This window comes from Algiphilus sp. (assembly GCF_023145115.1).
Taxonomy (GTDB): domain Bacteria; phylum Pseudomonadota; class Gammaproteobacteria; order Nevskiales; family Nevskiaceae; genus Algiphilus.
The window spans coordinates 1-25,143 of record NZ_JAGLEJ010000031.1 but is presented as its reverse complement, the minus strand read 5'-3'; the positions used below and the strand labels follow the sequence as shown (position 1 = coordinate 25,143).

Genomic DNA, 25,143 nt, shown 5'->3' with positions numbered 1-25,143 from the left:
CCGTCAGGTGCGGGCGGCCCCGATACCCAGCGTCGCACCCGCGGCGCGCTCGGCAGCGGTCAGGGCGACGCGATCCCGGACGTACAACGGACGCAGGGCGTCGACGTCGACCGCCGCGCCCGAGGCGAATCGTCGACGCCCGATCGCGAGCAGTATCGCGGCAGTCGGAAAGAGTCCCGGCGTGAAGCCGGCCCAGGCACGGTCGCGCAGCGCGTCCGCACCGTCGAGCAACAGGCCGTTGCCGCCGAGCGCGATCCCGCGCTCCGGTACGTCCCTGATCCCGGCAATACGGGCGGAGACCTCGTCCGCGGCCAGTTCCTCGGGAGCCGCGACGCACTCGGGCGCATCCTCAGCACCGCGATAGCCCCCCAGATAGACCGCCCCCATGCGTGCATCCAGCACCGGGACAGCGAGCTTGGTGCCCGCGTGCCCGAGCAATGTCGCGGCCATGCATTCCAGGCTGCCCACCGTGACAATCGGGATACGGAGCGCCCATGCCATCGCCTGCAGGAAGCCGAGGCCGGTGCGCAGGCCGGCGAAGCTGCCCGGCCCGATACCGGCGATCAGGCCGTCGAGATCCCGCGCCGCGATGCCGGCCTCGGTGAGCACTTCGTGCACCACCGCGGGCAGTCGACCGGCATGAGCCGTGTGGTCGAGCAGGTCGCGCCGCCACTCGCCGGTCCCGTCGCATACGCCCACCGCGAGCTGTGCTGTGGCGCTGTCCACCGCCAGGAGCTTCATGCGCCCGACTCCGGCTGTAGCGTCCGCGCATAGTCGGCGGTGGCAGCGGCATCATCCAGCACCGGGATGGCGGGAAGCGCCGCCAGCACGCGACTGCCGTAGCGCGCGCTGTGCACGCGCGGGTCGCCCAGTACCAGAAGCCCGCGGTCGCGCTCGCTGCGGATGAGCCGGCCCACGCCCTGGCGGAGCGCCAGGATGGCGTGCGGCAGCTGGTAGTCCATGAAGGCACTGCCGCCGGCGCGCTCGATCCCCGCGCGGCGCGCCTGCACGATGGGATCGTCCGGGGGCGCGAACGGGAGCTTGTCGATCACCACGATGCGGAGCGCGGCGCCCGGCACGTCGACCCCTTCCCAGAAGCTGGCCGCACCGATCAGTACCGCGCGCTCGGCATGCGCGAAATCGTCGAGCAACCGGGCCCGGTCGTCCTCGTTCTGCACGAACAGGCGGAAGCGACCGTCCTCGCGCAGCAGGCGGGCCGCTTCGCGCACGGCGCGATGCGTGGTCATGAGCAGGAAGGCGCCACCGCCGCTCGCCTCGAGAACCGGCAGCAGCGCCTTCACCAGGGCAGCGGTATGCGCCTCGTTGCCCGGTGAAGGCAGCCCCTCCGGCATCCACAGGCGGGTCTGACGGGCGTAGTCGAATACCGGTGGCAGCACGGCCTCGTGCGCCGCTTCGGAAATGCCGAGCTGGCGCCGGAAGAGTGCGAAGCTGCCGGATACCGAGAGGGTCGCGGAGACGTAGATCCATGCGCCCGGATGTCCCGCCGTGGCACGGGCGTAGGCGCTGCTGACATCGGCCGGGCTGGCACAGAGCACGCCGCCGTTGCGCGTGCCCTCCGCCCAGCGGATGAGTGCGTCGTCCTCGCCGTCGTCGCCCGCTTCGTCCTCCGCACCGCCCTCCAGCAGGCGGGTCAGCAGGCCCGAGTGCTCCAGCGCGCGCTCGCGCAGCCGGTCGCCTTCCTCGTCGGTCCGTCCGGAAGCAAGCGCGCCGGCCGCTTCGCGGAGTCGCTCGGCGAGATCGGACAGCGTGTCCGCCACGCCGGCGCGCGCGGTGAACGCGGCCCAGGGCAGCCGTCCCTCGACCTCGGCGAGATGGGATTCGAGCGCGCCGGCGATGGCCGCCACCGGCTGCAGGGATGACATCATGTCGGGGTGCGCCCGCCCCGCCCAGCTGCGCGTCTCGCGCAGCCAGTCGGCGATCTGCCGCGTCGACAGGCGCGCCCCGAAGGCATTCGCGGCCAGCTCGGGGAGCTGGTGCGCCTCGTCGATCACCACGGCCTCGGCGCCCGGGAGGATCTCGCTGTATCCGGCCTCGCGAATGGCGAAGTCCGCGAACAGGAGATGGTGATTGACCACCACCAGATCGGCATCCAGCGCCCGCCGGCGCGCGGCGAACACGAAGCAGTCGTCGAAATCGGGGCAGCGCCCGCCCAGACAGTTGTCGCTGGTGGACGTCACCCGCGGCCGGAGGGGGTCATCGTCGGCCAGCCGGCCATAGTCCGCGAGCTCGCCGCTCTCGGAGGCTTCCATGAACTGGCGGAGCGAGAGGATGCGCTCTGCGTCCGCGCCCGGCTGCTCGGCGGCCCGCTTGAGGCGGTAGCGGCAGAGGTAGTTGGCACGCCCCTTCAGCAGCGCGGTCCGCACCGGCTGGTCGAAGCATTCCAGCAGGCGCGGCAGGTCCCGCCGGTACAACTGATCCTGGAGATTCTTGGTTCCGGTGCTGACCACGGCACGCTTGCCCGACAGCAGCAGGGGCAGCAGATAGGCCAGTGTCTTGCCGGTCCCGGTGCCGGCCTCCAGCAGCAGGGTACCGCCGGTCGTCACGGCATCGGCAACCTGCCCACTCATGCGGATCTGGACCGGGCGTTCCCGGAAATCCGGAAAGGCGCCTGCCAGCGGACCGTTCTGCCCGAGGAACGACTCGGCCTCCGCCGCCAGACCCATGCCGGCGGGGGTGCCTTCACCCACCGGACTGTCGCAGCCGAGCCTGCTCGACGCGGTCGACCGCGGCGCGCGCGCCCGCCTGATCGCCTGCGCTGCGCCGCGCATCGGCAATGACACGCCAGTTGCGCGCTTCCAGGTAGGGATTGCCGCGCGCGAAGCTGTTGGCGCGCAGCGCCGTGTTCTCGGCCTGACCGGCATCGCCTGCGGCGAGCTGCGCCTCGGCCAGTCGACTCCACACGAAGGCGTTGCGGGGCTCGATACGCAGCGCGCGCTCCAGGACGGCGATGGCCGATGCGTGTCTGCCGGCATCGGCCTCGGATTGCGCCTGCCGATAGAGACTGGACACGGCCGGCCCGCTGACCTCGCCGGCGCTGCGCGGATAGCGCCGCTCAAGCGGCTCCGGCTCCGGCGGCGTATAGGCCGCGGTCTCGATGCCGTCATCGGGCGGTGCCGGGGCTTCGGTCGCTCCGGAATCGTCCACCTCCGGGCCCTGGCCGGCGGTCGCGGTGCCGGCGGGATCGCGCGGCCGGTCCTGTGGATCGGCAAAGGGCGCGCATCCGCTCGCGATCAGCATCACGCCCGCGAGCACGAGACAGCGTGTCATTGCCACAGGCGTTCGAACCATCCGCGTATTCCTCCGGCGTCGCCCTCGTCGGCGCATGGCGCCTTGTCCCCGGGGGCGAATTCAGCGATGTAGGGCACCACGATCACCTGCGTGCAGCCCTCGCCCGCCAGCATTCCGCTCTCGCGGTCGACCTGCACCTCGGCGACCGACTCGGGGACGTAGGGCTCGTAGCTGCGCAAGCCGATGCGTTCCATGGTAGCGGACCAGAGCGGCAGCGCGCCCGATGCTCCGGTCAGCCCCGTCGGCTTGTTGTCGTCACGCCCGACCCAGATCACGCCGACGCGGTCGCTGCCGAAGCCGGCGAACCAGGCATCGCGGAAGCCGTCGGTGGTGCCCGTCTTGCCCGCGATGCGCGTGCCGGGGTCGAGACGCCGGTAGACGCCCTGCCCGGTTCCGAAGAGCGTCACGCGTTCCAGTGCCCAGTTGGTGAGGAAGGTCGGTCCCTCGTCGAGCCCGCGCTCCACGCGCAGGCCGTAGCGGGTCAGTGGCGCACCCTCGGCATCGGTAACCTCGCGAATGGCGGTGAGCGGGTAGCGGTAGCCGCCGCTGGCGAGCGTCGCGTACATCTGGGCGACCTGCAGCGGTGACAGGTCGACGGCTCCGAGCGCCAGCGAAGGCAGAGCAGCCGGCGCCTCTTCCAGGCCCGCCCGGCGCATGGTGTCGGCGACCGCCTCCGGCGTCACTGCAAGCCCGAGCCGCGCGGTGGCCAGGTTGTACGATTTCGCGAGTGCTTCGTACAGACGCACATCGCCGTGCACGGCGTCGGCATCGTAGTTCCGTGGCTCCCAGATCGACCCGTTGGGCATCTCGATGCGCAGCGGCTCGTCCTCCAGCATGCTCAGCAGGTTGAAGCGCTCCGGTGCCGACAGTGCAGTGTGGTACACGAACGGCTTGGCGAGCGATCCGATCGGCCGGCGCGCATCGAGGGCCCGGTTGAAGCCACGGTAGCGACCATCCCGGCCACCGGCGAGCGCGATGATCTCACCGCTTTCCGTGCGCGCAACGATCCCGGCGGCTTCCAGCGTGTCGGCTTCCATGCCGCGGCCGCGTTCGATTTCGTCGAGGCCCCCGCCGATGCTGCGCTCGAGGCCGGCCTGCGCCCTGGGCACCAGGGTGGTGAAGACGCGCAACCCCTCGCTCTGCAGGTCCTCCTCGCGATAGTCCGCCTGCAGCTGGCGCCGCACGAGCTCGATGAACGCCGGATAGCGCACGGCGCCGACGCCGTCACCCGACGCCACCCCGAGCGGCGATGCGACGGCCGCCTCGTGAGTCGCCTCGTCGATCAGACCGTTGTCGGCGAAGATGCCCAGCACGAGGTCGCGTCTTTCGCGCGCGCGCTCGGGATGGCGGCGCGGGTTGTAGTAGGAGGCGCCCTTCGCGAGCGATACCAGCAGCGCGGTCTCGGCGGCGTTGAGCTCGGCCACCGGCTTGTTGAAATAGAACACCGACGCCAGTCCGAATCCGTGCACGGCCCGGCTGCCGTCCTGCCCCAGGAATATCTCGTTGATGTAGGCCTCGAGAATGGCCTCCTTGTCGTAGTGCAGCTCCAGCAGCAGCGCCATGACCGCTTCCTTGATCTTGCGCTGGAGGTTCTGGTCGAGCGTGAGGAAGAAGTTGCGCACCAGCTGCTGGGTGATCGTGCTGCCGCCCTGGACGACGCGTCCGGCGCGGATGTTCGCGACCAGTGCACGGCCGATGCCGCGGATCGACACGCCGTGGTGCTTGTAGAAGTGCCGGTCCTCGACCAGGATCACGCCCCGTGCCAGCAGCTCGGGCACCTCGTCGCGCTTGAGCAACAGCCGATCCTCGGCCCGAGCGGCATGGATGCTTCCGATCGCGAGCGGGTCGATGCGCACCAGCGCATGGCTGCTGTTGACACCGGGCTCCACGATCTCGCGGATGCCCCCGCCGCCGAAGCGGATGAAGAGGCGGCGGGACGGCACCTCGCCATCCCAGTAGCGAAACGGTCGGCTGACCAGCTGAACGCTGCTCCCCGATCGCGCGTACGTGCCGGGGTTGCGCGCTTCGCCCACTTTCCGGTAACCAAGGCGATCGAGTTCGTCGGCAAGCGCATCCGGGCCGATATCGAGACCGGGGTAGAGCTCCATCGGAGCGGCGAACACCTTGGACGGGACCGCCCAGCGCACGCCCGCGAAGCGCTCGCGGATCTCCCGATCGAGATGGAGGACATAGAGGCTACCCGCTGCAATGCCGAGGGCAAGCAGCAGCAACAGCGAGATTCGCAGCGCGGAACGCAAGGTGGCTCCCGGCGGGCGGCGGACACGGGCCCGTAGTGTATCCGGCCGCGACCCTGCCGGCGCGCAGCGGCCGTGACCGCCGGTGCGCGCGGCCGTGCGCTAGCGTGCCTTGCGGATGATCTCCTCGACCTCTTCGAGGTCGACGTAGCGCACATCGGTGCCGGTGACCATGTAGATGGTGTGCTCGGCGATGTTGCGCGCGTGGTCGCCGATGCGCTCGAGGGCGCGGACCGCCCACATCAGATCGACGGCCCGCTTGATGTTGCGCACGTCCTCCATCATGTAGGTCATGCTCAACCGGATGATCTCTTCGTGCTCGCGGTCGACCTTGTCGTCCTCGCGGGCCGTCTGCAGGGCCGATTCCGCATCCAGGCGCGCGAAGCTGTCCAGGGCGCCACGGAGCATCTTCTGGACGTGCAGGCCGAGGTTCTCGGCCTCGGCGAAGGCATCGACCTGCTTGCCGCGCGCGTCGGTGAGGCGCGTGGCCATCCGGTACACCTTCTTCGATTCGTCGCCGATGCGCTCGAGATCGACGATCACGCGGGATACCGACAGCACCAGCCGCAGGTCGCTGGCGGTCGGCTGCCGGCGCGCGATCAACTCCGCGATCGCCTCGTCGATGAATACCTCGAGGCTGTTGACCTTGCGATCCTCGGCCTTGACCTCGGAAAACGACTGCGCGCGTCCGCTGGCCAGTGCCTGGATCGCCTCGTCCAGCACCTGCTCGACGATGCCGCCCATGGTCAGCACGCGTTCGCGAAGATCCTCGATCTCCTCGTTGAACTGATGGGAAATGTGCTTGCCCAGGGAGGACTTGTCGATCATTGGGGGTCTCCGGGATATTCTTGGTGGGGAGGCAGCGGCGACGGCATGCTAACCGCGATTATCGGTCCAGTCCGCCTGCGGCGTGTGACAGACGGGACCCCGGCGAGCCGGCCGGCGCCCCTGCCCTGCACGCCGCCGGTCGGCACCGGCCAGCCGGCCGCACATCACCCGAAGCGTCCGGTGATGTAGTCCTCGGTCGCCTTCTGACCCGGGTTGGTGAAGATGTGCCGGGTATCGTCGAACTCGACCAACTCGCCGAGGTAGAGGTACGCGGTGTAATCCGAGACGCGCGCCGCCTGCTGCATGTTGTGGGTCACGATGACGATGGTGTACTGCGCCTTCAGCTCGGTGATGAGCTCCTCGACCTTGGCGGTGGAGATCGGGTCCAGCGCCGAGCACGGCTCGTCGAGCAGCAGCACTTCCGGTTCGATGGCGATTGCCCGCGCGATCACGAGACGCTGTTGCTGTCCTCCGGACATGCCGAAGGCGTTGTCATCGAGCCGATCCTTGACCTCGTCCCAGAGCGCGGCACCGCGCAGCGCGCGCTCGACCGCCTCGCTGAGCACGCGCTTGTCGCGCACGCCCTGCAGTCGCAGGCCGTAGGCAACATTCTCGAAGATCGACTTGGGAAACGGATTGGGCTTCTGGAACACCATACCGACCCGCCGCCGCAGCTCCGCGACGTCGATCTTCGCATCATAGATGTCGCCGCCGTCGATGCGGATCCTGCCGTCCACGCGGCAGGTATCGACCAGATCGTTCATGCGGTTGAAGCAGCGCAGCAGCGTCGACTTGCCGCACCCGGAAGGCCCGATGAAGGCGGTCACCCGACCCTTCGGGATATCGATGTTGATCTTGTTGAGCGCCTGCTTGTCGCCGTAGAACAGGTCGAGATCCTGCACCTGGATGCAGACTTCCTCGTCCGCGAGCGAACGGCGCTCATCGGCGCCCTGCTCGTTCGGATCGATGGCGTGGGTGGGGGGCGGCTGCTGCATGGCGGCTCCGGAGCTAGTCGCTGTCGGCGCGGTACTTCTCGCGCAGTCGGTTGCGGATGGATATGGCCGTGAGGTTGAGGCCCACGATGATGATGAGAAGCATCAGGGAGGTCGCGTAGACCAGCGGGCGGGCAGCCTCCACGTTCGGGCTCTGGAACCCGACGTCGTAGATATGGAAGCCCAGGTGCATGATCTTGCGCTCGAGGTGCAGGAACGGAAACTGGCCGTCGATGGGCAGCGACGGCGCCAGCTTGACGACGCCGACCAGCATCAGTGGCGCGACCTCGCCCGCCGCCCGTGCGACCGCCAGGATGAGCCCGGTCATCATCGCCGGTGCGGCCATCGGGATGATGATGCGGCGCAGGGTCTCCGCCTTGGTGGCGCCGAGCGCCAGGCTGCCCTCGCGTACCGTGCGCGGGATGCGGGTGAGCCCCTCCTCGGTGGCGACGATGACCACCGGCAGCGTCAGCAGCGCCAGGGTCAGCGATGCCCAGAGCAGACCGGGGGTGCCGAATACCGGCTCCGGCGAGCGCTCTGGGTAGAACAGGTCGTCGATGGTGCCGCCCATGGTGTAGACGAAGAAGCCGAGGCCGAACACGCCGAACACGATCGAGGGCACACCAGCCAGGTTGTAGACCGACACCCGCACGATGCGCAGGAAGGTGCCCTGCCTGGCGTACTCGCGCAGATAGATCGCCGCGATCACGCCGAATGGCGTCACCACGATCGACATCAGCATGACCATGGTGATGGTTCCGAAGATGGCGGGCATGATGCCGCCCTCGGTGTTGGCCTCGCGCGGATAGCCCAGCACGAAGTCCTTGAAGCGCCCGACGTAGTAGCCGACCTTCTGGAAGACCGACATGGCGTTGTTGCGTGTCGCCTCGATCAGCTTGGAGAGCCGCATGCGCTTCTCCTTGCCGTCGGCGGTGCGCATCGTGACCTCGGTGCGGTTGAGCTCCCGCATCAGGGCATCGCGCTCCTCGCGCAGCGAGCGGTACTCGGCCTGCGCCTCGGCGCGTCGCGCCTCGATGTCGGCCATGCGCTCGCGGTACTCGTCGTCGTCGAGCGCGTCTCGGTTGTACTCGAGGCCGCGCTCGTCGAGCCGCGCCTGCTCCAGTCGATAGTTGATCGCGCCGATCTGGTGCCGGTCGATCTGCTCCAGCTCGTGGACCTGCTCGCGATTCTCGGCCAGCAGCGAGCGCAGCTCGTCGAAGGCTTCCGGACCGCTCGCGATGACCTCGCCGTCGCGCCGCACATCGACCAGATAGCCGTAGAAGTTCCCGTACTCGCGGCGTTCCAGCATGATCGCCCCGTCGGGCTCGCTGCGATCGGTGATGCGCGGCCCGGCGATCCAGCGAAAGTCGCGGCCGTAGACATCGCGATTGCCGATCTTGAACTGGTAGCGGGTGATGAGCGCATCGCTGTCGGGGTCGACCCCGAGCCGCAGTTCCGCAGCCTGCTGCGCGCTCAGCGTCTCGCTGTCGATGATCTCGCCGAGCACGGTCTCGAGATTGCCGCTGGCGGGGTCACGGACCTCGACCTCGACCAGCTCGGCCGGCCAGAAGTGACCGAATCCGCGCACCGCGATGAGCATCACCAGCCCGATCACCATGACGAGGCTGATGGCCAGCGCACCGCCGATCATCCAGATCCACGGGTCACCGCTGGCGATCCATTTGCGTGTATCCGACATCGACGGTCCTAGAGGTTGCTGTAGCGCTCGCGCAGGCGCTGCCGCACGATCTCGGAGATGGTGTTCACCACGAAGGTGAACAGGAAGAGCACCAGCGCCGCGAAGAACAGGATGCGGTAGTGCGTGCTGCCCACGGCGGTCTCGGGCAGCTCTACGGCGATGTTGGCCGACATCGTGCGCATGCCCTCGAAGATGTTGAAGTTGACGACCGGACTGTTGCCCGTTGCCATCAGCACGATCATGGTCTCGCCGACCGCGCGCCCGAAGCCGATCATGACCGCCGAGAAGATGCCCGGGCTCGCGGTGAGCAGCACGACGCGCGTCACCGTCTGCCAGCGCGATGCGCCCAGGGCGAGCGATCCCTGGGTCAGGTGGCGCGGAACCGTGAAAACGGCGTCCTCGGCGATCGAGAAGATGGTGGGAATCACCGCGAAGCCCATTGCAATGCCCACCACCAGCGCGTTACGCTGGTCATAGGTGATCCCGATGTTGGTGAACCACTGGCGCATGTCGCCGCCAAAGAACCACAGCTCCATCCAGGGGCTGAGGGTCGCGGCCACCCATCCGGTCAGTGCGACCACCGGGATGAGCATTGCCGCTTCCCAGCCGTCCGGTACGCGGTTGCGCAGGGTCTCCGGAAGCTGCCGCCAGGCCAGTGCCGCCAGCAGGAAGCCCAGTGGCAGCCCGACCAGCAGCATGAACACCATGGGGATGTTGGCCTCCACGAAGGGGGCCAGCCAGAGGCCGGCAAGGAAGCCGAGAATGACGGTGGGCAGCGCCTCCATAAGCTCGATCGTCGGCTTGACCGCCTGCCGCATGCGCCCGCTCATGAAGTAAGCGGTGTAGATGGCACCGGCGATGGCGATGGGCGTGGCGAACAGCATCGCGAACAGCGCCGCCTTCAGGGTGCCGATGGTCAGCGGCACCATCGACATCTTCGGCTCGAAGGTATTCGAGCCCGACGATGCCTGCCAGACGTACTCCGGCTCCTGGCGGCCCTCGTACAGTACCTTGGTCCACAGCGCAGAGAAGGACAGGTCCGGGTGCTCGAACCACAGATCGTAGAGCACCACCTTGCCGGCCTCGGTCTCCAGCATGAGCTGATCGTCCACCGGCGAGATGGCCATCGCGATGATCGCGCTGTCGGCCACATCCTCGCGCAGGGTCGTGCGCGACGAAGTTGCGTAATGCAACTGGAGGACACCGTCGACGTCGGCGGTCGCGAAACCGCGGCGGCCGTGATCCGCGACGATTGCCGTGATCGGCGCGTCATGGCCGTCGAAGTCGCGCATGTGCCGCAGTCGGAAGGTATTGTCGACATCGCGCGTCAGCGTCCACTGAGACACCGAGCCGTCCGATCCGCCCACGATCCAGGACTGCGATCCGTTCAGGAAGCTCGTGCGGGTGATCGACACTTCGCCTTCCTTGATGGTGGCGTCGTCGACCAGCGCCGTCTCGCCGGGCGGATCGATGTCGTAGTACAGCAGCCGCCCATCCTCGGTGGCCGCGATCAGGTCCGACAGATTGGTGCTGACCATCAGCTGGGAGACCGGATGGTCGAGACGCCCGGCGTCGAAACTGGTCGTCTCGGCCTCGGTCTCGCCCCCCAGGAAGCTGCGCTTGGTGCGCACGCGCGCCACGACCAGTCGCTGATCCTCGGTTACCGCAGCCACGACGGCGCCGCTGGCACCACCGGAGCCACGCTGCACGGCGATGCGCTCGAGTGCCCGGCCCTCCGGGTCGACCGTGATCGCCGTGTCGCCGAACGGGCGCTTCAATCCGGGAATGAGCACGCGTTCGTCACCGGGGAAGGTCAGTTCGTAGGCGTCCTCCACGATCCGCGCGCTGCCATCGGCGAAGCCGTAGACATGGGTCCGGGTGCGCGGCTCGCCGCTGGCGAAGGCGGTGACGCGGGCATCGCCGCCATTGGGGCCGACCGTGACCGTGTCGAGCACGGAGCCATCGGCCAGTCGCCAGAACGCGACCCGGCCGTCATTCCCGAAGCGGGTGCCGATATCGCCGTAGCGCTCGAGCATCAGCGTTTCCGACGCAGCGCCGCCCGCACCCGGCGGGTCGTACTGGCGTGGGTCATCGATGCTGCTGCCGCGCATGATGGGCAGCACCTCCGAGAAGAGGTAGACGAAGATGAGCCCGAGCGCGACCACCACGGCGCCGCCGCCGGCCCGGATCACCCACTTGACGAGCGAATCGACCGCGTGTCGGCGCCGGCGGCGCCGTGCGAGCACTTCTGCGGGCGGCAGGCCGCGAGGGCCCGCCCTGCTGTCACTGGTCTGCTGTTGCGCCACGCGCATCCCTTGTGTTGAGGGCGCCGATACCCGCACGAAGGCGACACCGGCCCCACGATCCCCTGTTCAGCCTACCGCCACGGCGTTGCAACGGCGTGACCGCGCCCGCTTTCGAGCAATGCGTCATCGCCTCACGATGATGTCAGCATCGCCGGGAGTCCGCTGCGCAATCGTCAGAGTCCGAGCTGTTCCCGCATGCGGGCGGCAACCGGCTCGGGCAGCGGCACATAGCCGTCCTTGGCAACGATCTCCTGGCCGGTCTTTGACAGCACCATCCGGAAGAATTCCTTGACCAGCGGCGAGAGCTTCTCGTTCGGGTGCTTGTTGACATAGACGATCAGCAGGCGCGCCAGCGGGTACTCGCCGGTGGCCGCGCTCTCCGCATTGATTTCGACGCAGTCGCTGCCGTTCTCGCGGGCCAGCGGCACGGCCTTCACGCCGGAAGTGATGTAGCCGATGCCGGAATAGCCGATGCCGTTGATCGACTCGGTGACGCCCTGCACCACCGACGCGGAGCCGGGCTGCTCGTTGATGCCCGCCTTGTAGTCGCCGCCGCAGAGGGCATTGTCCTTGAAGTAGCCGTAGGTCCCCGAGACCGCATTGCGCGAGTACAGCGCGAAGTCACGGCTCTCCCATGCCCCTTCGAGACCGATCTGCCCCCAGCGGGTGATGTCCTCGGGGTGGCCGCAGCGGCGGCCGGTCGAGAAGATGGCGTCGACTTCCGGGATGGTCATGCACTGGACCGGATTGTCCTTGTTGACGTAGACCGCCAGGGCATCGATCGCCACACCCACCTTCGTGGGCGGATAGCCGTAGCGCTCCTCGAAGGCCTGGACCTCCGACGACTTCATCTCGCGCGACATCGGGCCGAAGTTCGACGTGCCCTCGGTGAGCGCGGGCGGCGCGGTGGACGAGCCCGCGCCCTGGATCTCGATGGTGACGCTCGGGTAGATTTCGGAGAATTCCTCCGCCCAGAGCGTCATCAGGTTGTTGAGGGTGTCCGAACCGATGCTGACCACACTGCCGGAAACCCCGGAAACCGGCTCGTACTCGGGCAGGTTCTCGTCGACCTGGGCCAGGACCGGCGTGGTGACGGCGGCGGCGATACCCACGGCCGCGACAAGGTTGCGAATCATCTGGGACTCCTCGTTGGATGGGTGCGAGCGCCGTGCGACGCCTCGGCGCGCGTATTCCATGACATCGCTGTTACAGCGTGATGACACCGGACGCCGCGTCGGACTCAGAACGACAACTGCGCCCTGAGCGAGACCAGGTCGGGGGCATCGCCATTGCTGTCATTGTCCGCTGCGGTGTAGTTGAGCATGAATCGAACATTGTCATTGACGTAGTAGTTGACGCCCGCGTCCACGGTCTGCAGTTCGGCGCCCGGCACATCGTCCCGCTCCGCGTGCTGCCAGCGCAACGCGAGCTCGAAGGCGCCGAGGCCGCTGCCGGACCGCGGGTTCCGCATACGGCCGGCGAGCGGATCGTAGCGACGCGGCGTACCGCCGCCCAGCGCGTAGCTGACCTGGGCGTAGGCTGCCGAGAAATCGTCCGACGGCGCGTTGTCGCCGTCGGCGCTGCCGGTAAGCCACTCGGCCTGCGCGGCGAACGGCCCCACGATGCCCGCGACTTCCAGGTTCAGCCGCCCGACGTCGGCGCGTTCGCCGGGAATGTCGAACAGCGTGAAGCGCCCTTCGTCGGAACGCCCCGCCGGGCGCAGGCGAATGCCGGCGCCGGTGTCGCTGCTGCGCTCGTGCGCGTAGCTGACGCCGAGATGCAGCGCGCGACCGTCGCGCATGATGGGGGCGGTGTGCAGGCGCCCCACGAAGCCGATGCCGTCGTCGGTCGCGCGGGTACCGCCATCGGACGCCTCGCGCAGGTTGTACCCGGACACCGCGTATCCGATGCGGCCGAGCATGCCGTGGTACCCCACGCCTATCGCGCGGGCGGTCATCGCGTTCGAGACATGGGAGCGCTCGATGAAGGTGATCTCGTTCGAGCTGGTGAGCTCCTCGAAACCCTGAAACTGCTTGAACTGGCCGATGACGAGTCGGCCGGGCCCGAGCTCGCGGGCCAGGTAGGCATCCTTGAGATCGGCCGATTCGGTCGCGTTGTCGAAGGTGATCGCGTAGTCCCAGTTCCGGACATAGCCACTGACCCCGATGCGCGCGCGCCGGATGAAGGCGCCGGACTCGTGATCGACCACATCGCTGCCGTAGAAGTTGGCGTCGGCATGCACACGCCCGCTGATGCGGGCCGCGAAGGTGCCGTCGTCGGCCGCAATCACCAGGCGTCCGTCGGTATCGATGGTCACTGCGGGCGCGATGGCCGGCATCCCCAACAGCGTGGCGGCGCAAAGCGCCGCGGCCCCGATTCTCATGCTCGTCTTTTCCCCGGTGTGTGTGCGGAACGGAACGGCGCATTACGCGCTGCCCGTTCTGTCACGAAATTGTAATAGTTCGCCGCCTGACTGGCGGCCCCTAGCCTACCTTGCGGGTATCGCCCTCTTGCCGGCAGAGCCGATACGACGGGAAATGGCAGGCGAAGGTGCTCCCCTCACCGGGTGCGCTCTCGATTTCCAGCTGCGCTTCGTGGTGCTCGAGCGCGTGCTTGACGATGGCCAGTCCCAGTCCGGTGCCGCCGCTGGCGCGCGAGCGGCCGACGTCGACGCGATAGAAGCGCTCCGTCAGGCGGGGTATGGCGTCGGCATCGATGCCGATGCCGGTGTCGCGTACGCGCAGGATCGGGTGCCAGCTTCCCGCGCGTTCCGCGGAGCCCCACTCCAGGGTGATGCGGCCGCCTTCCGGGGTGTAGCGCACCGCATTGGTCAGCAGATTGACCACCACGCTCTGCAACTCCGCCTCGCGCCCCGCCAGATCGAGCGACTCGTCGACCTCGGCGGTGATGGTGTGCGCCCCGGCGGACAGCTGGCGCACCTGCGCGAGCGCGTCCGCGATGATGTCGGGCATCCGGACGGGATCGCCGCGCGGCGCCGGTGTGTCGCTCTCCAGGCGTGCGAGCTTGAGCAGATCGCCGATCAGCGACTCCATGCGCGAGAGCTGACGTCGCATCTCCCCCAGCGGCGACGCCCACGCCGACAGCGCGTTGTCCGGGCGTTCCGCCTCCGGTCGCATCATGTCGATGTAGCCGGACAGGACGGTGAGCGGTGTGCGCAGCTCGTGCGACGCATTCGCCACGAAGTCGCGCCGCATGCGGTCGAGCCGCTTGTGCTCCGAGACATCGCGCACGATCAGCAGGCGCTGCCCGTTGCCGTAGGGAATGAGGCGCACGCTCAGCGTGTACTGCGGGTCGATCGGCGACGGCAGCTGCACGTCATCGTCGTACTCGCCGCCCTCGACGTAGCTGGTGAACAACGGATGGCGGATCAGATTGTTGACCCGGGTACCGATATCCTGGGGCGACCGCAGCCCGAGCAGGCTCTGCGCGGCGCTGTTGAACCAGGCGATGTTGCCGCGCGGCGAAACCACGATGGCGCCGTCGGGCAGTGCGGCCGTCGAGGCCTGGAACTCGCCGAGTATCGACGCCAGCTTGCGCTTGCGCTTCTTGGCGCGCCGCTGGGTGTCATAGAGCGCCTCGAAGATCTCGCCCCATACGCCGGCCGACTCGGGCAGCTCGTACTGCTGCGGCCGCATGCTCCAGCGTGCCAGCCGGTAGAGCTGCAGGAGATGGAAGCCCACCAGCAGCAGCAGCGCGATGGCGGTCCCCAGATGGGCCGCCTCGAACAGCCCGCCGCTCAGCCAGCCGACGACGAGCGTGAGCACAAGGCGTCGCACCTCGACCAGCCACGCGCGTCGCATGTCGGTTTCCCGCACGCGCGCTCCGCGTTCCTGGTCGGACACGGGAAACGGGCGCCTCAGAACTTCTCGGAGAAGCGGTAGCCGGTACCGCGCACGGTCTGGATCATCGCGTCATAGCCGAAGGGCGCGAGTGCCTTGCGCAGCCGCCGGATGTGCACGTCGACGGTACGCTCCTCGACATAGACGTTGTGGCCCCAGACGCGATCGAGTACCTGCTCGCGGGTGTAGACCCGCTCCGGGTGGCTGGCGAAGAAGTGCAGCAGTCGGTATTCGGTCGGCCCGAGTCGTACCGGATCGCCGTCGGCGGTCACGCGCTGGCTGGCGGCATCCACCGACAGGCCGGAGACCTGGATGCACTCGCTTTCGCCGCCCGGCAGCGAGCGCCGCAGCACGGCCTGGATGCGCGCCACCAGCTCGGGGAACGAGAACGGCTTCGTGATGTAGTCGTCCGCTCCGACGTTGAGCCCGCGCACGGTGTCCTCTTCCTCGGCGCGCGCGGTCACCATGATCAGCGGGATGTCGCGCGTGGTGGGATCACTCTTGAGCTCACGGGCGTAGTCGACGCCCGATGTCCCGGGGAGCATCCAGTCGAGCAGGATCAGGTCGGGACATCCGTCGGCCACGCAGACGCGCGCCTCGGGCACGTCGCCGGCCTCGATGACTTCGAAGGACTCGCGTTGCAGGGCGAAGCGGATCATCTCGCGGATGCCCGCCTCGTCCTCGACCACAAGAATGCGTTTTCCGGACACGGTCATGACAGCTTTATTGCCTGCCGGCAAGATTATTGACAACCCGTGACAAATCCGTGACAGCCGCCATCATGCGCCATGCCTGCGCGGTCATGCCAGCGCGGCGTCGAGCATCTCGCACACATCGACCGAGCGCACCCGGGCACGCAGGTCGCGCACCCGTTCGCGCTGCATCGTCGACCAGGGATCGGCGAGCCGCGCGAAGCCGAGCAGCGGACGGCACATGCGCGCCGCGAGCTGCGGATTGCTGCCGTCGAGGCGCTCGAGGATCCCGGCATACAGCGCGTAACCGGCCTCGGTATGGAAATGCGCCAGGTTCTCGCGCGCGAAGGTCGCGGCCACCGCGCGCACCCGGTTCGGGTTGCGCCAGTCGAAGTCCTCGTGCGCCAGCAGTTCGCGGATCTGCTCGGGAGATGTGTGCGCAGCGCCGGCACGTACCGCGAACCAGCGGTCGAGCACCAGCGGATGTTCCCGCCAATGCTGGTAGAACGCGGACGACGCGAGCGCGAACTCGCTGCTCCGGGTCTGTGACAGCGCGAGCAGTGCCCCCATCGTCAGGGTCATGTTCGCGCCATCGACGCGGCGCCGGGCCAGCGCCAGGATGGCGTCCGGTTCCAGCAGCGCGAGGTACTCGAGCGCAGTATTCGCCAGCGCACGCGCTCCCGCCTGGCCTTCGGCGATGGGGTTGCGCTGCGCCCAGACCGTGAACGGGCCGCACAGCGCGCGGCCGATGGCCGCCTTCTGCTCGCGCATGGCAGCCGTGAATCGCGCGGGATCGACCACCGGATACTGCTCCCAGAGCCACGCCGCGCGCGGCGGCGCGAGCAGGTGTGCGCACAGCGCATCGTCCCCGGGCGGCGCCGCCGCGATCCGCTGCATCGTGGCCAGCAACGGCTCCAGCGCCGACGCATCGTCGCGCATCAGACCGGCATGCGCCCGGGCATGCATCTGCTGGATGGCGTCCCAGCGCGCGAAGGCGTCGTGGGACTGCACCGCGATCCGCTGCAGGTCGAGCGCGCTGTAGTCCCCCTCGAGAATGACCGGCGCCGAGAAGGCCAGCGGGCATACCGGCAGTACCGGTGCATCGCCCGGCACCTCGATGCGCAGGGTCTCGTCCGTCATCATCAGCAGGTCGTCGCCGACGCGGGCGGGATGCTCCGGCAGCGCCATCGCACGGCCCTCGCCGTCCAGAAGCTCCATGCGCAGCGGGACCGGCAGCGCCTGCTTGTCGGGCTGACCGGGCGTCGGAGGCGTCCACTGGCGGAGCGTGATGGCGGTGACGCCGGCCGCAGCGTCCCACTCCCGGGAGAGCTGCAGGCGCGGCGTGCCTGCCTGTGCGTACCAGCGCATGAAGGGCTCGAGATCGACACCGGCGGCTTCGGCGAGCGCCGCGACGAAATCCTCGATGGTGGCGGCCGAACCGTCGTGCACTTCCAGGTACCGGCGCAGGCCGGCACGGAATGCCGCCTCGCCGATGCGCGTGCGCAGCATGCGCACGATCTCGGCGCCCTTCTCGTAGACGGTCGCGGTGTAGAAGTTGTTGACTTCCTTGTAGGCATCCGGCCGCACCGGATGCGCGGTCGGTCCGGCGTCCTCGGGGAACTGCATGGCACGCAGCCCCCGCACCTGCTCGATGCGCTGGACATCGGCACCGAGCAGATCCTCGCTGAAGCGCTGGTCGCGGTAGACGGTCAACCCTTCCTTCAGCGACAGCTGGAACCAGTCCCGGCAGGTGACCCGGTTGCCGGTGTAGTTGTGGAAATACTCGTGCGCGATGACCGCCGAGATGGCCTCGAAGGTGGCGTCGGTCGCGGTCTCCGGGGACGCCAGCACATAGGCCGCATTGAAGATGTTGAGGCCCTTGTTCTCCATCGCGCCCATGTTGAAGGCGCGCGCGGCCACGACCATGTAGGTATCAAGGTCGTAGTGCAGCCCGAAGGTGTCCTCGTCCCACCGCATGGCCTGCTTGAGCGCCGACATCGCGTGACCGACGAGATGCTCGTTGCCGTGGTCGACGTAGAACTCGAGCGCGATCTCGCGCCCCGAGCCGGTGGTATGGCGGTCATGCACCCGCGCCAGGTCGCCGGCCACCATCGCGAACAGGTAGCAGGGCTTGGCGAAGGGGTCGGCCCAGACCGCGTAGTGGCGACCGTCGCCGTCCTCGCCCTGCTCCACGCAGTCGCCGTTGGCGAGCAGCACCGGAAAGCGCTCGCGGTCGGCGCTGAGCCGGACGCGGAAGCGCGACAGCACGTCGGGCCGGTCGATGAAGGGCGTGATGCGCGAAAACCCATGCGCTTCGCACTGCGTGCAGTACATCGGTCCCGAGGCGTAGAAGCCTTCGAGCGCGGTGTTGGCTTCCGGCCGGATGGTGCAGCGCGTGGTGAGCCGGAACCGCTCGGGTACGTCGTGCACCGTGAACCCGCCGGCGTGATGCGCAATCCGCTGCGCGGCCACCGCTTCGTCATCGATGGCGACCTCGTCGAGCGCGAGATCGCGCGCATCGAGCACCAGGGGCGCATCGGTGGCGGCCGTGTCGCTGCGGCGGATCGTCAGGTGCGCCGTGACCGCGGTGTCGGTATCGACCCGGACATCGAGATCGACGGCATCGATCAGGTAGTCGGGCGGACGATAGTCGGTGCGGCGGATGGTGGCGCCGGCGCCGTCGGACGGGTGGCTGCTGTCGCCTGCCATGCCCTTGCCCCGGTCAGTGCCGCCGCATCACGACACTGCCGGCCGAATAGCCGGCACCGAAGCCACTGAGCACGACCACGTCGCCGCTCGCGAGATCGTCTCGATGGCGGTGGAAGGCGATGACCGATCCAGCCGAACTGGTGTTGGCGTACTCGTCCAGGATCACCGGCGCATCGTCGCGCGTGGCGTCACGGCCCAGCACCCGCCGCGCGATGTACTCGTTCATGCCCAGGTTGGCCTGGTGCAGAAAGAAGCGCCGCACGCTCTCGGGCTCGACGCCGAGGTCGCGCAGATGACCGCCGATGAGGTCGGCGACCAGCGGCACCACATCCTTGAAGACCTTCCGCCCGTTCTGCACGAAGAGCCGATCGGCCTCGCTGCGCATCTCGGCCTCGCTGCGATTGAGAAAGCCGAAGTTGTTGCGGATGTTGTTCGAGAACTGCGTCTTCAGCCGGGTTCCGAGGACCTCGAACTGGCCCGGTTGCGGCGCGTCGCTCGCCGCGACCAGTACCGCGGTCGCGGCATCGCCGAAGATGAAGTGCGAGTCGCGGTCACGGAAGTTGAGATGTCCGCTGCAGATCTCCGGGCTCACCACCAGGACCGCGCGGGCACTTCCGGAGCGCACCGCGTCGGCCGCCGTCTGAATGCCGAACGCTGCCGAGGCACAGGCCACGTTCATGTCATAGCCCCATCCGTCGATGCCGAGTGCGGCCTGCAGCTCGACGGCGATGGCGGGATACGGGCGCTGCATGTTCGAGCACGCCACGATGACGCCATCCACCGCGCCGGCATCGATGCCGGCCTGCTCGAGTGCCTCGCGGCATGCGGCCAGACCGATCTCGCACATGATCGAGGGCTCGTCGTTGCCGCGCACGGGCAGTCGCGGACACATGCGCGCCGGATCCAGGATGCCCTCCCGGTCCAGGACGTAACGGGAACGGATGCCGGATGCCTTCTCGATGAACTCGGCCGAAGACGGCTGCAGCGGTGCCACCGAACCATCGGCGATGGCATCCGCATGCTCGGCATTGAACTGCGCCACGTAGGCGTTGAAGCTCTCGACGAGCTCCTCGTTCGAGATGGCGTGCTCCGGTGTGTAGAGCCCGGTTCCGCTGATCACCACCGACTGCGCCATACCTCTCCCGACCGTCATGTTGCGAATAGGCGACGAGTGTAGCGCGCCGGACGCGTCCCGACAGTGGGTCTTCTAGGCCTGCGACCAGTCGGCTGCCTCCATGGCGGCGCGCAGCGTGCGCGTCGCCACGCCCGAGCCGCGGAAGGTGACATGGCCGCCCGGGTACCAGGTGGGATCGACGTTCCAGTGCGCCGCCAGCCGCGCGACCTCGGCGGGGACCACCAGGCGATCGGCCAGCCCGCCGAACACGAAGCGCCTGCCGTTCGGGAGCGCGCAGGGGCGTGCGAGCGGCGATACCGGTGCGAGCACATCCCCGAGCAGAGCGTTGTCGATCCCCTGCGAGCGAAAGTAGCGCTGGTGGATCTCGGGCAGGTTCGGCCACAGCACATCGGCGAGATCCGGCACCGGAATGCCGGCGACGACGAAGTCGAGCTGCTCGAACTGGCTTAGCAGGGCGACGTTGTAGCCGCCCAGCGAGAAGCCGAGCGCTCCGATGCGCCGCGCGCCGCGCGCCCGCAGCCAGGCGAGGTGCCGGCGCAGATCCCAGAGCGCCTGGCATTCGGCGTGGAACAGGTCGCGCAGGTCGCCGTCCAGGAACTGGTCGCCGGTGCGGCGCCCCGCCCTGCGCGGCCCGTGCAGAGGCAGCACCGGCATCAGGAGGTTGAGCCCGTACTTCTCGTGCAGCACCTGCGGAGGGAACAGCGAGAAATCGAGCAGCGGATGCCCCATGCGGTAGCCGTGCACGCACAGCAGCCAGGGGCGGTCGCCGTCGTCGTGCTCGAAGACCCATGCCGCGGTCTGCCGGTTGCGCTCGTACGCCATGTAGTGGTCGGCACCCGGAATCTCGGGATTCGCCACGAAGTCGCTCTCGAAATGCAGGGCCCGGAAGTCGCGTCCCATCACGGTCCGCGGCTGCCATTCCACATGCTCGGGTGCGTCCGGTGCCGGATGCAGTTCGCTGACATCCCGATCGAACCCGAGTCGCCGTATCGCGTCGCGCTGGGCCTTCAGCGCGTCCACGCACTCGGCTGCGTCCTGCCCGCTCGGAACCGAGGCCGTACCGGTGAAATAGCCCAGCAGCGCCTCGTCCAGCGCCGCGCGGGCGTACGTGGCGAGCTCCTGCGGCGGCGCGGGAATGCCGTCGCCCGATGCCATTAGGCGCAGGCCTTCGCGCCCGGCGAGCACGAAGCTCGCGGCCGACAGCAGCGCGGCGATGAAGGCGCCATCACCGAAGGCCCAGAAGAAAAGCCCTAGGAGCGTGCCCAGCGCACCGCCCACCGCCATCATGCGGATCTGACGGTCGTCGCCCGGGGTCAGGAGCAGGCTCACGCCGCCGGCGACCAGCAGCGCCCCCGGCAGTCCCGTGAACAGCAGCCCCCAGCCGGCGCCGGCCACGATCCAGGCGATGCCGGCGGCGATGGGCAGCGCCGACCAGGGATTGTGGCGTTGCGGCAGTTCCATCACGCGGCTCCGCGCGCCGCCCGCACCCAGTGCAGGAGGTTGTCGACCACCGCCGCCAGCGCCTGCTGCTGGCGCTCGTCGCCGAGCACGGCGCTGCCGTCCCCGGGGAACGCATCGCCGGCGCGCGCGACCGCCAGCTGCGCCGGCACCACCAGGGCGCCCAGGTTCCCCAGGATCTCGCGCACATGGCGCAGGCCGCGCAGTCCGCCGAGCCCGCCCGGCGAGGCTCCGATCAGCGCCATGGGCTTGCCGCCGAAGCACGCCGATGCCGGATGGTCGTCATCGGGCCGCGACGTCCAGTCGATGACGTTCTTGAGCAGCGGCGTGATCGAGCCGTTGTACTCCGGACACGCCATCAGCACGCCGTCGGCGCCGGCGAATGCCCGCTTGATCCGCTTCGCCGCGTCCGGCAGCCCTTCGCGTGCCTCGAGGTCCTGATCCATCAACGGCAGCGCGCGGAGCGTGTCGCCATCCATCGGTACCGGCTGATGGCCGGCACCGGCAACAAGCGCCTGCGCGGCCTCCAGGAGGCGGACATTGTACGAGCCGCTGCGCAGCGATCCCGCTATACATAGAATTTGCGTCAAGATGCAGCTCCAAGCATTTGAATGCAAACGGTCATTATGACGAAAGCGATGCCCCACCCCAGGACCTGAAAGGCGGGCCATCCCGGCCAGCGCCGGCGCAGCGACTGAAAGCAGAGCGCCCCGCCACCCGACAGGACCAGCGCAAGCAGCGCCAGCCGGATGACGCCGGCCAGCGTGTCCGCGTAGCGCGGATAGGTGTCCACGTAGAAGCCGAGGAGGATCGCCACCACGCCCAAGGTGACCGTGAAGGTCACACCGAACGCCAGCAGCACGGCATTGAGGATCTGCAGACTGCGGAGCACGCGCTATCGGTCCTCTTCCTGTCCGGCGGCCCGGCGCTTGTGCAGCATCCAGAACGTTCCGGGCACGATCTCGGCGACCACCTTGGGCTGCGTGACACCGGCCCGCAGCAGCAGCATCGCGAAGCTGCGCACGATGCGGTCGCGATACTGGAACACGCTCCCGAACATCGGAATCGCGCGGTCGTCGAGCATGGTGACGCGGTCCTCCGGCGCCTCGCCGAAGCGGAACCGCAGCGTCACGCGCGCTTCCAGCGGTTCCTCACCCTCGCGACGTGCCCTGCGTCGCGCGGCTAGACTGGGTCGCTTCGGGTCCTGCCCGCTCTCACCGCGTTTTCTGGCCATCGGGACCGCTCCCCCATGCACGACCGCGAACCGCTCGTCTGCTTCAACCACGGCAAGGAAAGCGGCCCGTGGGGCATCAAGATCACGCGTCTGGCGGAAGACGCCCGGGCGCGCGGATTTGCCGTCATCTCTCCGGATTATACGCACACCATGGATCCCGACGAGCGCGTCCGGGAACTGGTCGCGATGCGGCCCCGCGGCACGCCGCTGGTGCTCGCCGGCTCCAGCATGGGCGGCTATGTCGCCGCCCACGCGTGCGCCGCGCTGCACCCCGATGCCCTCTTCCTGATGGCGCCCGCGCTGTATTTCCCCGGATACGACCGGGAACCCGATGCCGTCCCGGCAGCATGCACCGTGGTCCACGGCACCGGCGACGACATCGTGCCGCCTGCCGTCGCGGAGCGGTTCAGCGCCACCCACGACGCCGCGCTGCACCTGATCGACGCCGGACACACGCTCAACGAGTGCCTCGACGATGTTGCGGCGCACTTCGGCGCGCTGCTCGACCGCGTGGCGCGGCGCTGACGCTTCTCCCGGCCGCTCCCCGTGACGGCACCTGTCGCGCATTCGCGTGACGGCGGCATCCGGCATCTGCCTGCACCATCCCGGGCATCGCCATCGTTCAGGGTCGCCGCCAGCCGGCGTTCGGGTACGCACATGAAGGATTTCCAGATCGGCGAGATCATTGCGCTGCTGTCGCGGACCAGCGCGTTCCTCGCCTTCCGTTTCCTGATCTATCTCGGCATCACCCTCGTCTACGTGATCGGCACCGGCGTCGGTGCCGGCACCGGCTACGTCGTGGGGAGCATCGGCGACAACGCCGCCGGCTTCAGCGCCTGGGGCGGCCTGATCGGCTTCGGCATCGTCGGGGCGGTGGTCTACATGCTGCGCGAGTACCTGCTCTATCTGGTCAAGGCCGGCCACATCGCCGTGCTCGTCGAGCTCATGCAGGGCCGCGAGGTGCCGGGCGGTCGTTCCCAGATCGCGCATGCGCAGGCGATCGTGCGCGAGCGCTTCGCCGAGGCCTCGGCGCTGTTCGCCGTCGACCAGCTCATCAAGGGCGTGGTCAACGCGTTCAACCGCGTCTTCTTCACGGTGGCCAGCCTGCTGCCGATTCCGGGATCGGGCGGACTGGTGAAGTTCCTCAACTCGGTGCTGCGCCTGTCGCTGACCTATCTCGACGAGGTCATCCTCGGCTACAACATCCGCACGCAGTCGGACAATCCCTGGGCGTCCAGCCGCACGGCGCTGATCCTCTACGCGCAGAACTACAAGGTGTTCCTCAAGAACGCGTTCTGGCTCGCCTTCTTCGTCTGGGGCCTGACCTTCCTGGTGTTCCTGCTGGCGCTGGCGCCCGCGGCCGGGCTGGTGGCGGTGTTCCCGGGCAGCGCCGGTCCGGTCACGCTGGCGGTGGCGGTGGTATTCGCGTGGGCGATCAAGCAGGCCGTCATCGAACCCTTCGGCATGGTGGCGCTGATGCAGGTATTCGACCGCGTCACCGAGGGCCAGCAGGCCGATCCCGAATGGGAAGCCAAGCTCGACGAGGTGTCGGACAAGTTCCGCGAGCTCAAGGACCGGGCTGCCTCCGCTGCGGCCCCCACCCGGCGCGAGGCCGAGCCCGCACAGGCGGACTGACCCCCTTCCCTTCCCCCCTCGGTTCGCTTGCTACGCCGGCGTGGCCGGTGCGTAGGCCGCGACAAAGGCTTCCGGCTGCCGGCGCGGCCGGCCGGTCGCCATGTCGACGCAGGCCCACTGCGTGCGCGCGTTCATGATGGTCCGGCCGTCGCCGATGCGGATGATCCGGTAGCCGCGCCACATGGTGACCCGGCCGTCGTTCTCCTCGATCCAGGTGGCCACCGCGAGCTCATCGCCGGCGAAGCTCGGCGCGATGTAGTCGAGCTCGTGCCGGCGCGCCACGCAGCCCGCACCGATGCGGCGGTAGGCATCCATGTCCAGACCGAGGGCACAGGTATGCGCCCAGGCGCACCGCTCCAGCCACCGGAGATAGCAGACATTGTTGGTGTGCTCGAAGTCGTCGGTGTCGGCCCCGGCCACGGTCACCCGGATGCAGAACGGGTCGACCACCGGCCAGTCCAGCGAAGCTGCTTGCTCGTCCATCCGGGCAGTATGCGTCAGGCAATCGTCGCGGGCATGCAGGTCCCGCGACGGGCGCGACGGTCTCGCGCTAACGTTGCGCCATGCAGGGTGCATTCGACAGCGGCAAGCGCGCCACCGGCTGGACGATCCACGCCGACCGCGGCGGCACGTTCACGGATCTGCTGGCGATCTCGCCCGGCGGCGGCCGCCACCATCACAAGCTGCTGAGCAGCGCGCCCGATCGCTACGACGATGCGGTGGTCGCCGGCATCCGGGACCTCGTCGGCCTGGCCCGCGACGCCGCCATCCCCGAAGGCACGGTCGCCGAGCTGCGCCTGGGCACCACGGTGACCACCAACGCGCTGCTGGAGGGCCGCCACGCCCCCTGCGCGCTTGCGGTCAGCGCGGGATTCGAGGACCTGCTCGCCATCGGCGACCAGTCGCGCGACGACATCTTCGCGCTGCGCATTCCCCCGCGGCGCCGACTGTGCGCGCGGGTGGTCGGGGTGGATGCGCGCGTCGACGCGACCGGTTCGCGATGCACCCCCCTGGATCGGGACGCGCTGCGC

General features: G+C 68.7%; 22 protein-coding genes. 3 read left to right on the top strand and 19 right to left on the bottom strand.

Annotated elements, in window-relative coordinates; all coding sequences use genetic code 11:
• Positions 1 to 3: 3 nt before the first annotated feature.
• The 18 genes from tsaB to KAH28_RS10480 all read right to left on the bottom strand — a co-directional run bounded on the left by tsaB (position 4) and on the right by KAH28_RS10480 (position 22,477).
• On the bottom strand, positions 4 to 741 hold the full coding sequence (tsaB, locus tag KAH28_RS10565; protein ID WP_290576400.1) for a tRNA (adenosine(37)-N6)-threonylcarbamoyltransferase complex dimerization subunit type 1 TsaB: 738 nt from the start codon (positions 739 to 741) through the stop codon (positions 4 to 6).
• A complete protein-coding gene (locus KAH28_RS10560) occupies positions 738 to 2,708 on the bottom strand; it encodes an ATP-dependent DNA helicase (RefSeq protein ID WP_290576398.1) in 1,971 nt (656 codons plus the stop codon). The genes tsaB and KAH28_RS10560 overlap by 4 nt, the downstream gene beginning before the upstream one ends.
• The gene (locus KAH28_RS10555) at positions 2,701 to 3,288 is read right to left on the bottom strand and encodes a tetratricopeptide repeat protein (RefSeq protein ID WP_290576396.1); all 588 of its coding nucleotides are present in this window, start codon (positions 3,286 to 3,288) and stop codon (positions 2,701 to 2,703) included. Before KAH28_RS10555 ends, KAH28_RS10560 begins: the two co-directional genes overlap by 8 nt.
• A complete protein-coding gene (gene mrcB, locus KAH28_RS10550; protein ID WP_290576394.1) occupies positions 3,285 to 5,567 on the bottom strand; it encodes a penicillin-binding protein 1B in 2,283 nt (760 codons plus the stop codon). The genes KAH28_RS10555 and mrcB overlap by 4 nt, the downstream gene beginning before the upstream one ends.
• A gap of 99 nt (positions 5,568 to 5,666) precedes the next feature.
• On the bottom strand, positions 5,667 to 6,392 hold the full coding sequence (gene phoU, locus KAH28_RS10545) for a phosphate signaling complex protein PhoU (protein WP_290576392.1): 726 nt from the start codon (positions 6,390 to 6,392) through the stop codon (positions 5,667 to 5,669).
• Between the two features lie 164 nt (positions 6,393 to 6,556).
• Positions 6,557 to 7,387, bottom strand: coding sequence for a phosphate ABC transporter ATP-binding protein PstB (pstB, locus tag KAH28_RS10540; protein WP_290576390.1), 831 nt, complete (start codon positions 7,385 to 7,387; stop codon positions 6,557 to 6,559).
• A 13-nt stretch (positions 7,388 to 7,400) separates the two neighbouring features.
• Positions 7,401 to 9,083: a phosphate ABC transporter permease PstA gene (gene pstA / locus KAH28_RS10535; RefSeq protein WP_290576388.1), complete on the bottom strand. Its 1,683-nt coding sequence runs from the start codon at positions 9,081 to 9,083 to the stop codon at positions 7,401 to 7,403.
• 8 nt (positions 9,084 to 9,091) lie between these two features.
• Positions 9,092 to 11,389 carry an ABC transporter permease subunit gene (locus KAH28_RS10530; protein WP_290576386.1) on the bottom strand — a complete coding sequence of 766 codons (2,298 nt, stop codon included), beginning with the start codon at positions 11,387 to 11,389 and terminating at the stop codon, positions 9,092 to 9,094.
• A gap of 173 nt (positions 11,390 to 11,562) precedes the next feature.
• Entirely contained in the window at positions 11,563 to 12,525 is a 963-nt protein-coding gene (locus tag KAH28_RS10525; protein ID WP_290576384.1) for a phosphate ABC transporter substrate-binding protein PstS family protein, read from the bottom strand.
• A 104-nt stretch (positions 12,526 to 12,629) separates the two neighbouring features.
• Entirely contained in the window at positions 12,630 to 13,772 is a 1,143-nt protein-coding gene (locus tag KAH28_RS10520; protein ID WP_290576382.1) for a porin, read from the bottom strand.
• Positions 13,773 to 13,872: 100 nt separating this feature from the next.
• Positions 13,873 to 15,210, bottom strand: a complete 1,338-nt coding sequence (gene phoR, locus KAH28_RS10515; protein WP_290576380.1) for a phosphate regulon sensor histidine kinase PhoR — start codon at positions 15,208 to 15,210, stop codon at positions 13,873 to 13,875.
• Between the two features lie 56 nt (positions 15,211 to 15,266).
• Entirely contained in the window at positions 15,267 to 15,965 is a 699-nt protein-coding gene (phoB, locus tag KAH28_RS10510; RefSeq protein ID WP_290576378.1) for a phosphate regulon transcriptional regulator PhoB, read from the bottom strand.
• An 84-nt stretch (positions 15,966 to 16,049) separates the two neighbouring features.
• The gene (pepN, locus tag KAH28_RS10505) at positions 16,050 to 18,650 is read right to left on the bottom strand and encodes an aminopeptidase N (protein WP_290576376.1); all 2,601 of its coding nucleotides are present in this window, start codon (positions 18,648 to 18,650) and stop codon (positions 16,050 to 16,052) included.
• Between the two features lie 13 nt (positions 18,651 to 18,663).
• Positions 18,664 to 19,785, bottom strand: a complete 1,122-nt coding sequence (locus KAH28_RS10500) for a beta-ketoacyl-ACP synthase III (RefSeq protein ID WP_366918170.1) — start codon at positions 19,783 to 19,785, stop codon at positions 18,664 to 18,666.
• Positions 19,786 to 19,857: 72 nt separating this feature from the next.
• Positions 19,858 to 21,246 (bottom strand): hypothetical protein, encoded by a 1,389-nt coding sequence (locus KAH28_RS10495; protein WP_290576372.1) that lies wholly within the window; start codon positions 21,244 to 21,246, stop codon positions 19,858 to 19,860.
• Positions 21,246 to 21,833: an NADPH-dependent FMN reductase gene (locus KAH28_RS10490; RefSeq protein WP_290576370.1), complete on the bottom strand. Its 588-nt coding sequence runs from the start codon at positions 21,831 to 21,833 to the stop codon at positions 21,246 to 21,248. The genes KAH28_RS10495 and KAH28_RS10490 overlap by 1 nt, the downstream gene beginning before the upstream one ends.
• Positions 21,830 to 22,135, bottom strand: coding sequence for a hypothetical protein (locus tag KAH28_RS10485; RefSeq protein ID WP_290576368.1), 306 nt, complete (start codon positions 22,133 to 22,135; stop codon positions 21,830 to 21,832). Before KAH28_RS10485 ends, KAH28_RS10490 begins: the two co-directional genes overlap by 4 nt.
• Before the next feature lie 3 nt (positions 22,136 to 22,138).
• Positions 22,139 to 22,477, bottom strand: coding sequence for a hypothetical protein (locus KAH28_RS10480; RefSeq protein ID WP_290576366.1), 339 nt, complete (start codon positions 22,475 to 22,477; stop codon positions 22,139 to 22,141).
• A gap of 15 nt (positions 22,478 to 22,492) precedes the next feature.
• Here KAH28_RS10480 and KAH28_RS10475 point away from each other — a divergent pair, with 15 nt between their 5' ends.
• Both KAH28_RS10475 and KAH28_RS10470 read left to right on the top strand, forming a co-directional pair.
• Positions 22,493 to 23,002 carry an alpha/beta fold hydrolase gene (locus KAH28_RS10475; protein ID WP_290576364.1) on the top strand — a complete coding sequence of 170 codons (510 nt, stop codon included), beginning with the start codon at positions 22,493 to 22,495 and terminating at the stop codon, positions 23,000 to 23,002.
• 132 nt (positions 23,003 to 23,134) lie between these two features.
• Complete coding sequence (locus KAH28_RS10470; protein WP_290576362.1) at positions 23,135 to 24,112, top strand: hypothetical protein; 978 nt, start codon at positions 23,135 to 23,137, stop codon at positions 24,110 to 24,112.
• Positions 24,113 to 24,142: 30 nt separating this feature from the next.
• On the opposite strand, the gene KAH28_RS10465 is transcribed toward KAH28_RS10470, so the two are convergent.
• The gene (locus tag KAH28_RS10465; RefSeq protein WP_290576360.1) at positions 24,143 to 24,595 is read right to left on the bottom strand and encodes a thioesterase family protein; all 453 of its coding nucleotides are present in this window, start codon (positions 24,593 to 24,595) and stop codon (positions 24,143 to 24,145) included.
• Positions 24,596 to 24,675: 80 nt separating this feature from the next.
• On the opposite strand from KAH28_RS10465, the gene KAH28_RS10460 reads away from it, so the two are divergent.
• Positions 24,676 to 25,143 (top strand): hydantoinase/oxoprolinase N-terminal domain-containing protein (locus KAH28_RS10460; RefSeq protein ID WP_290576358.1); only part of this gene is annotated, 468 nt, incomplete at its 3' end.

Coding starts and splice junctions, on each gene's coding strand:
- KAH28_RS10495 (WP_290576372.1), bottom strand. CDS start 21,246: ATGGAACTGCCGCAACGCCACAATCCCTGGTCGGCGCTGCCCATCGCC.
- KAH28_RS10520 (WP_290576382.1), bottom strand. CDS start 13,772: ATGAGAATCGGGGCCGCGGCGCTTTGCGCCGCCACGCTGTTGGGGATG.
- phoU (WP_290576392.1), bottom strand. CDS start 6,392: ATGATCGACAAGTCCTCCCTGGGCAAGCACATTTCCCATCAGTTCAAC.
- KAH28_RS10470 (WP_290576362.1), top strand. CDS start 23,135: ATGAAGGATTTCCAGATCGGCGAGATCATTGCGCTGCTGTCGCGGACC.
- KAH28_RS10475 (WP_290576364.1), top strand. CDS start 22,493: ATGCACGACCGCGAACCGCTCGTCTGCTTCAACCACGGCAAGGAAAGC.
- tsaB (WP_290576400.1), bottom strand. CDS start 741: ATGAAGCTCCTGGCGGTGGACAGCGCCACAGCACAGCTCGCGGTGGGC.
- pstB (WP_290576390.1), bottom strand. CDS start 7,387: ATGCAGCAGCCGCCCCCCACCCACGCCATCGATCCGAACGAGCAGGGC.
- KAH28_RS10500 (WP_366918170.1), bottom strand. CDS start 19,785: ATGGCGCAGTCGGTGGTGATCAGCGGAACCGGGCTCTACACACCGGAG.
- KAH28_RS10465 (WP_290576360.1), bottom strand. CDS start 24,595: ATGGACGAGCAAGCAGCTTCGCTGGACTGGCCGGTGGTCGACCCGTTC.
- KAH28_RS10480 (WP_290576366.1), bottom strand. CDS start 22,477: ATGGCCAGAAAACGCGGTGAGAGCGGGCAGGACCCGAAGCGACCCAGT.
- phoB (WP_290576378.1), bottom strand. CDS start 15,965: ATGACCGTGTCCGGAAAACGCATTCTTGTGGTCGAGGACGAGGCGGGC.
- pstA (WP_290576388.1), bottom strand. CDS start 9,083: ATGTCGGATACACGCAAATGGATCGCCAGCGGTGACCCGTGGATCTGG.
- KAH28_RS10525 (WP_290576384.1), bottom strand. CDS start 12,525: ATGATTCGCAACCTTGTCGCGGCCGTGGGTATCGCCGCCGCCGTCACC.
- KAH28_RS10555 (WP_290576396.1), bottom strand. CDS start 3,288: ATGACACGCTGTCTCGTGCTCGCGGGCGTGATGCTGATCGCGAGCGGA.
- phoR (WP_290576380.1), bottom strand. CDS start 15,210: ATGCGACGCGCGTGGCTGGTCGAGGTGCGACGCCTTGTGCTCACGCTC.
- pepN (WP_290576376.1), bottom strand. CDS start 18,650: ATGGCAGGCGACAGCAGCCACCCGTCCGACGGCGCCGGCGCCACCATC.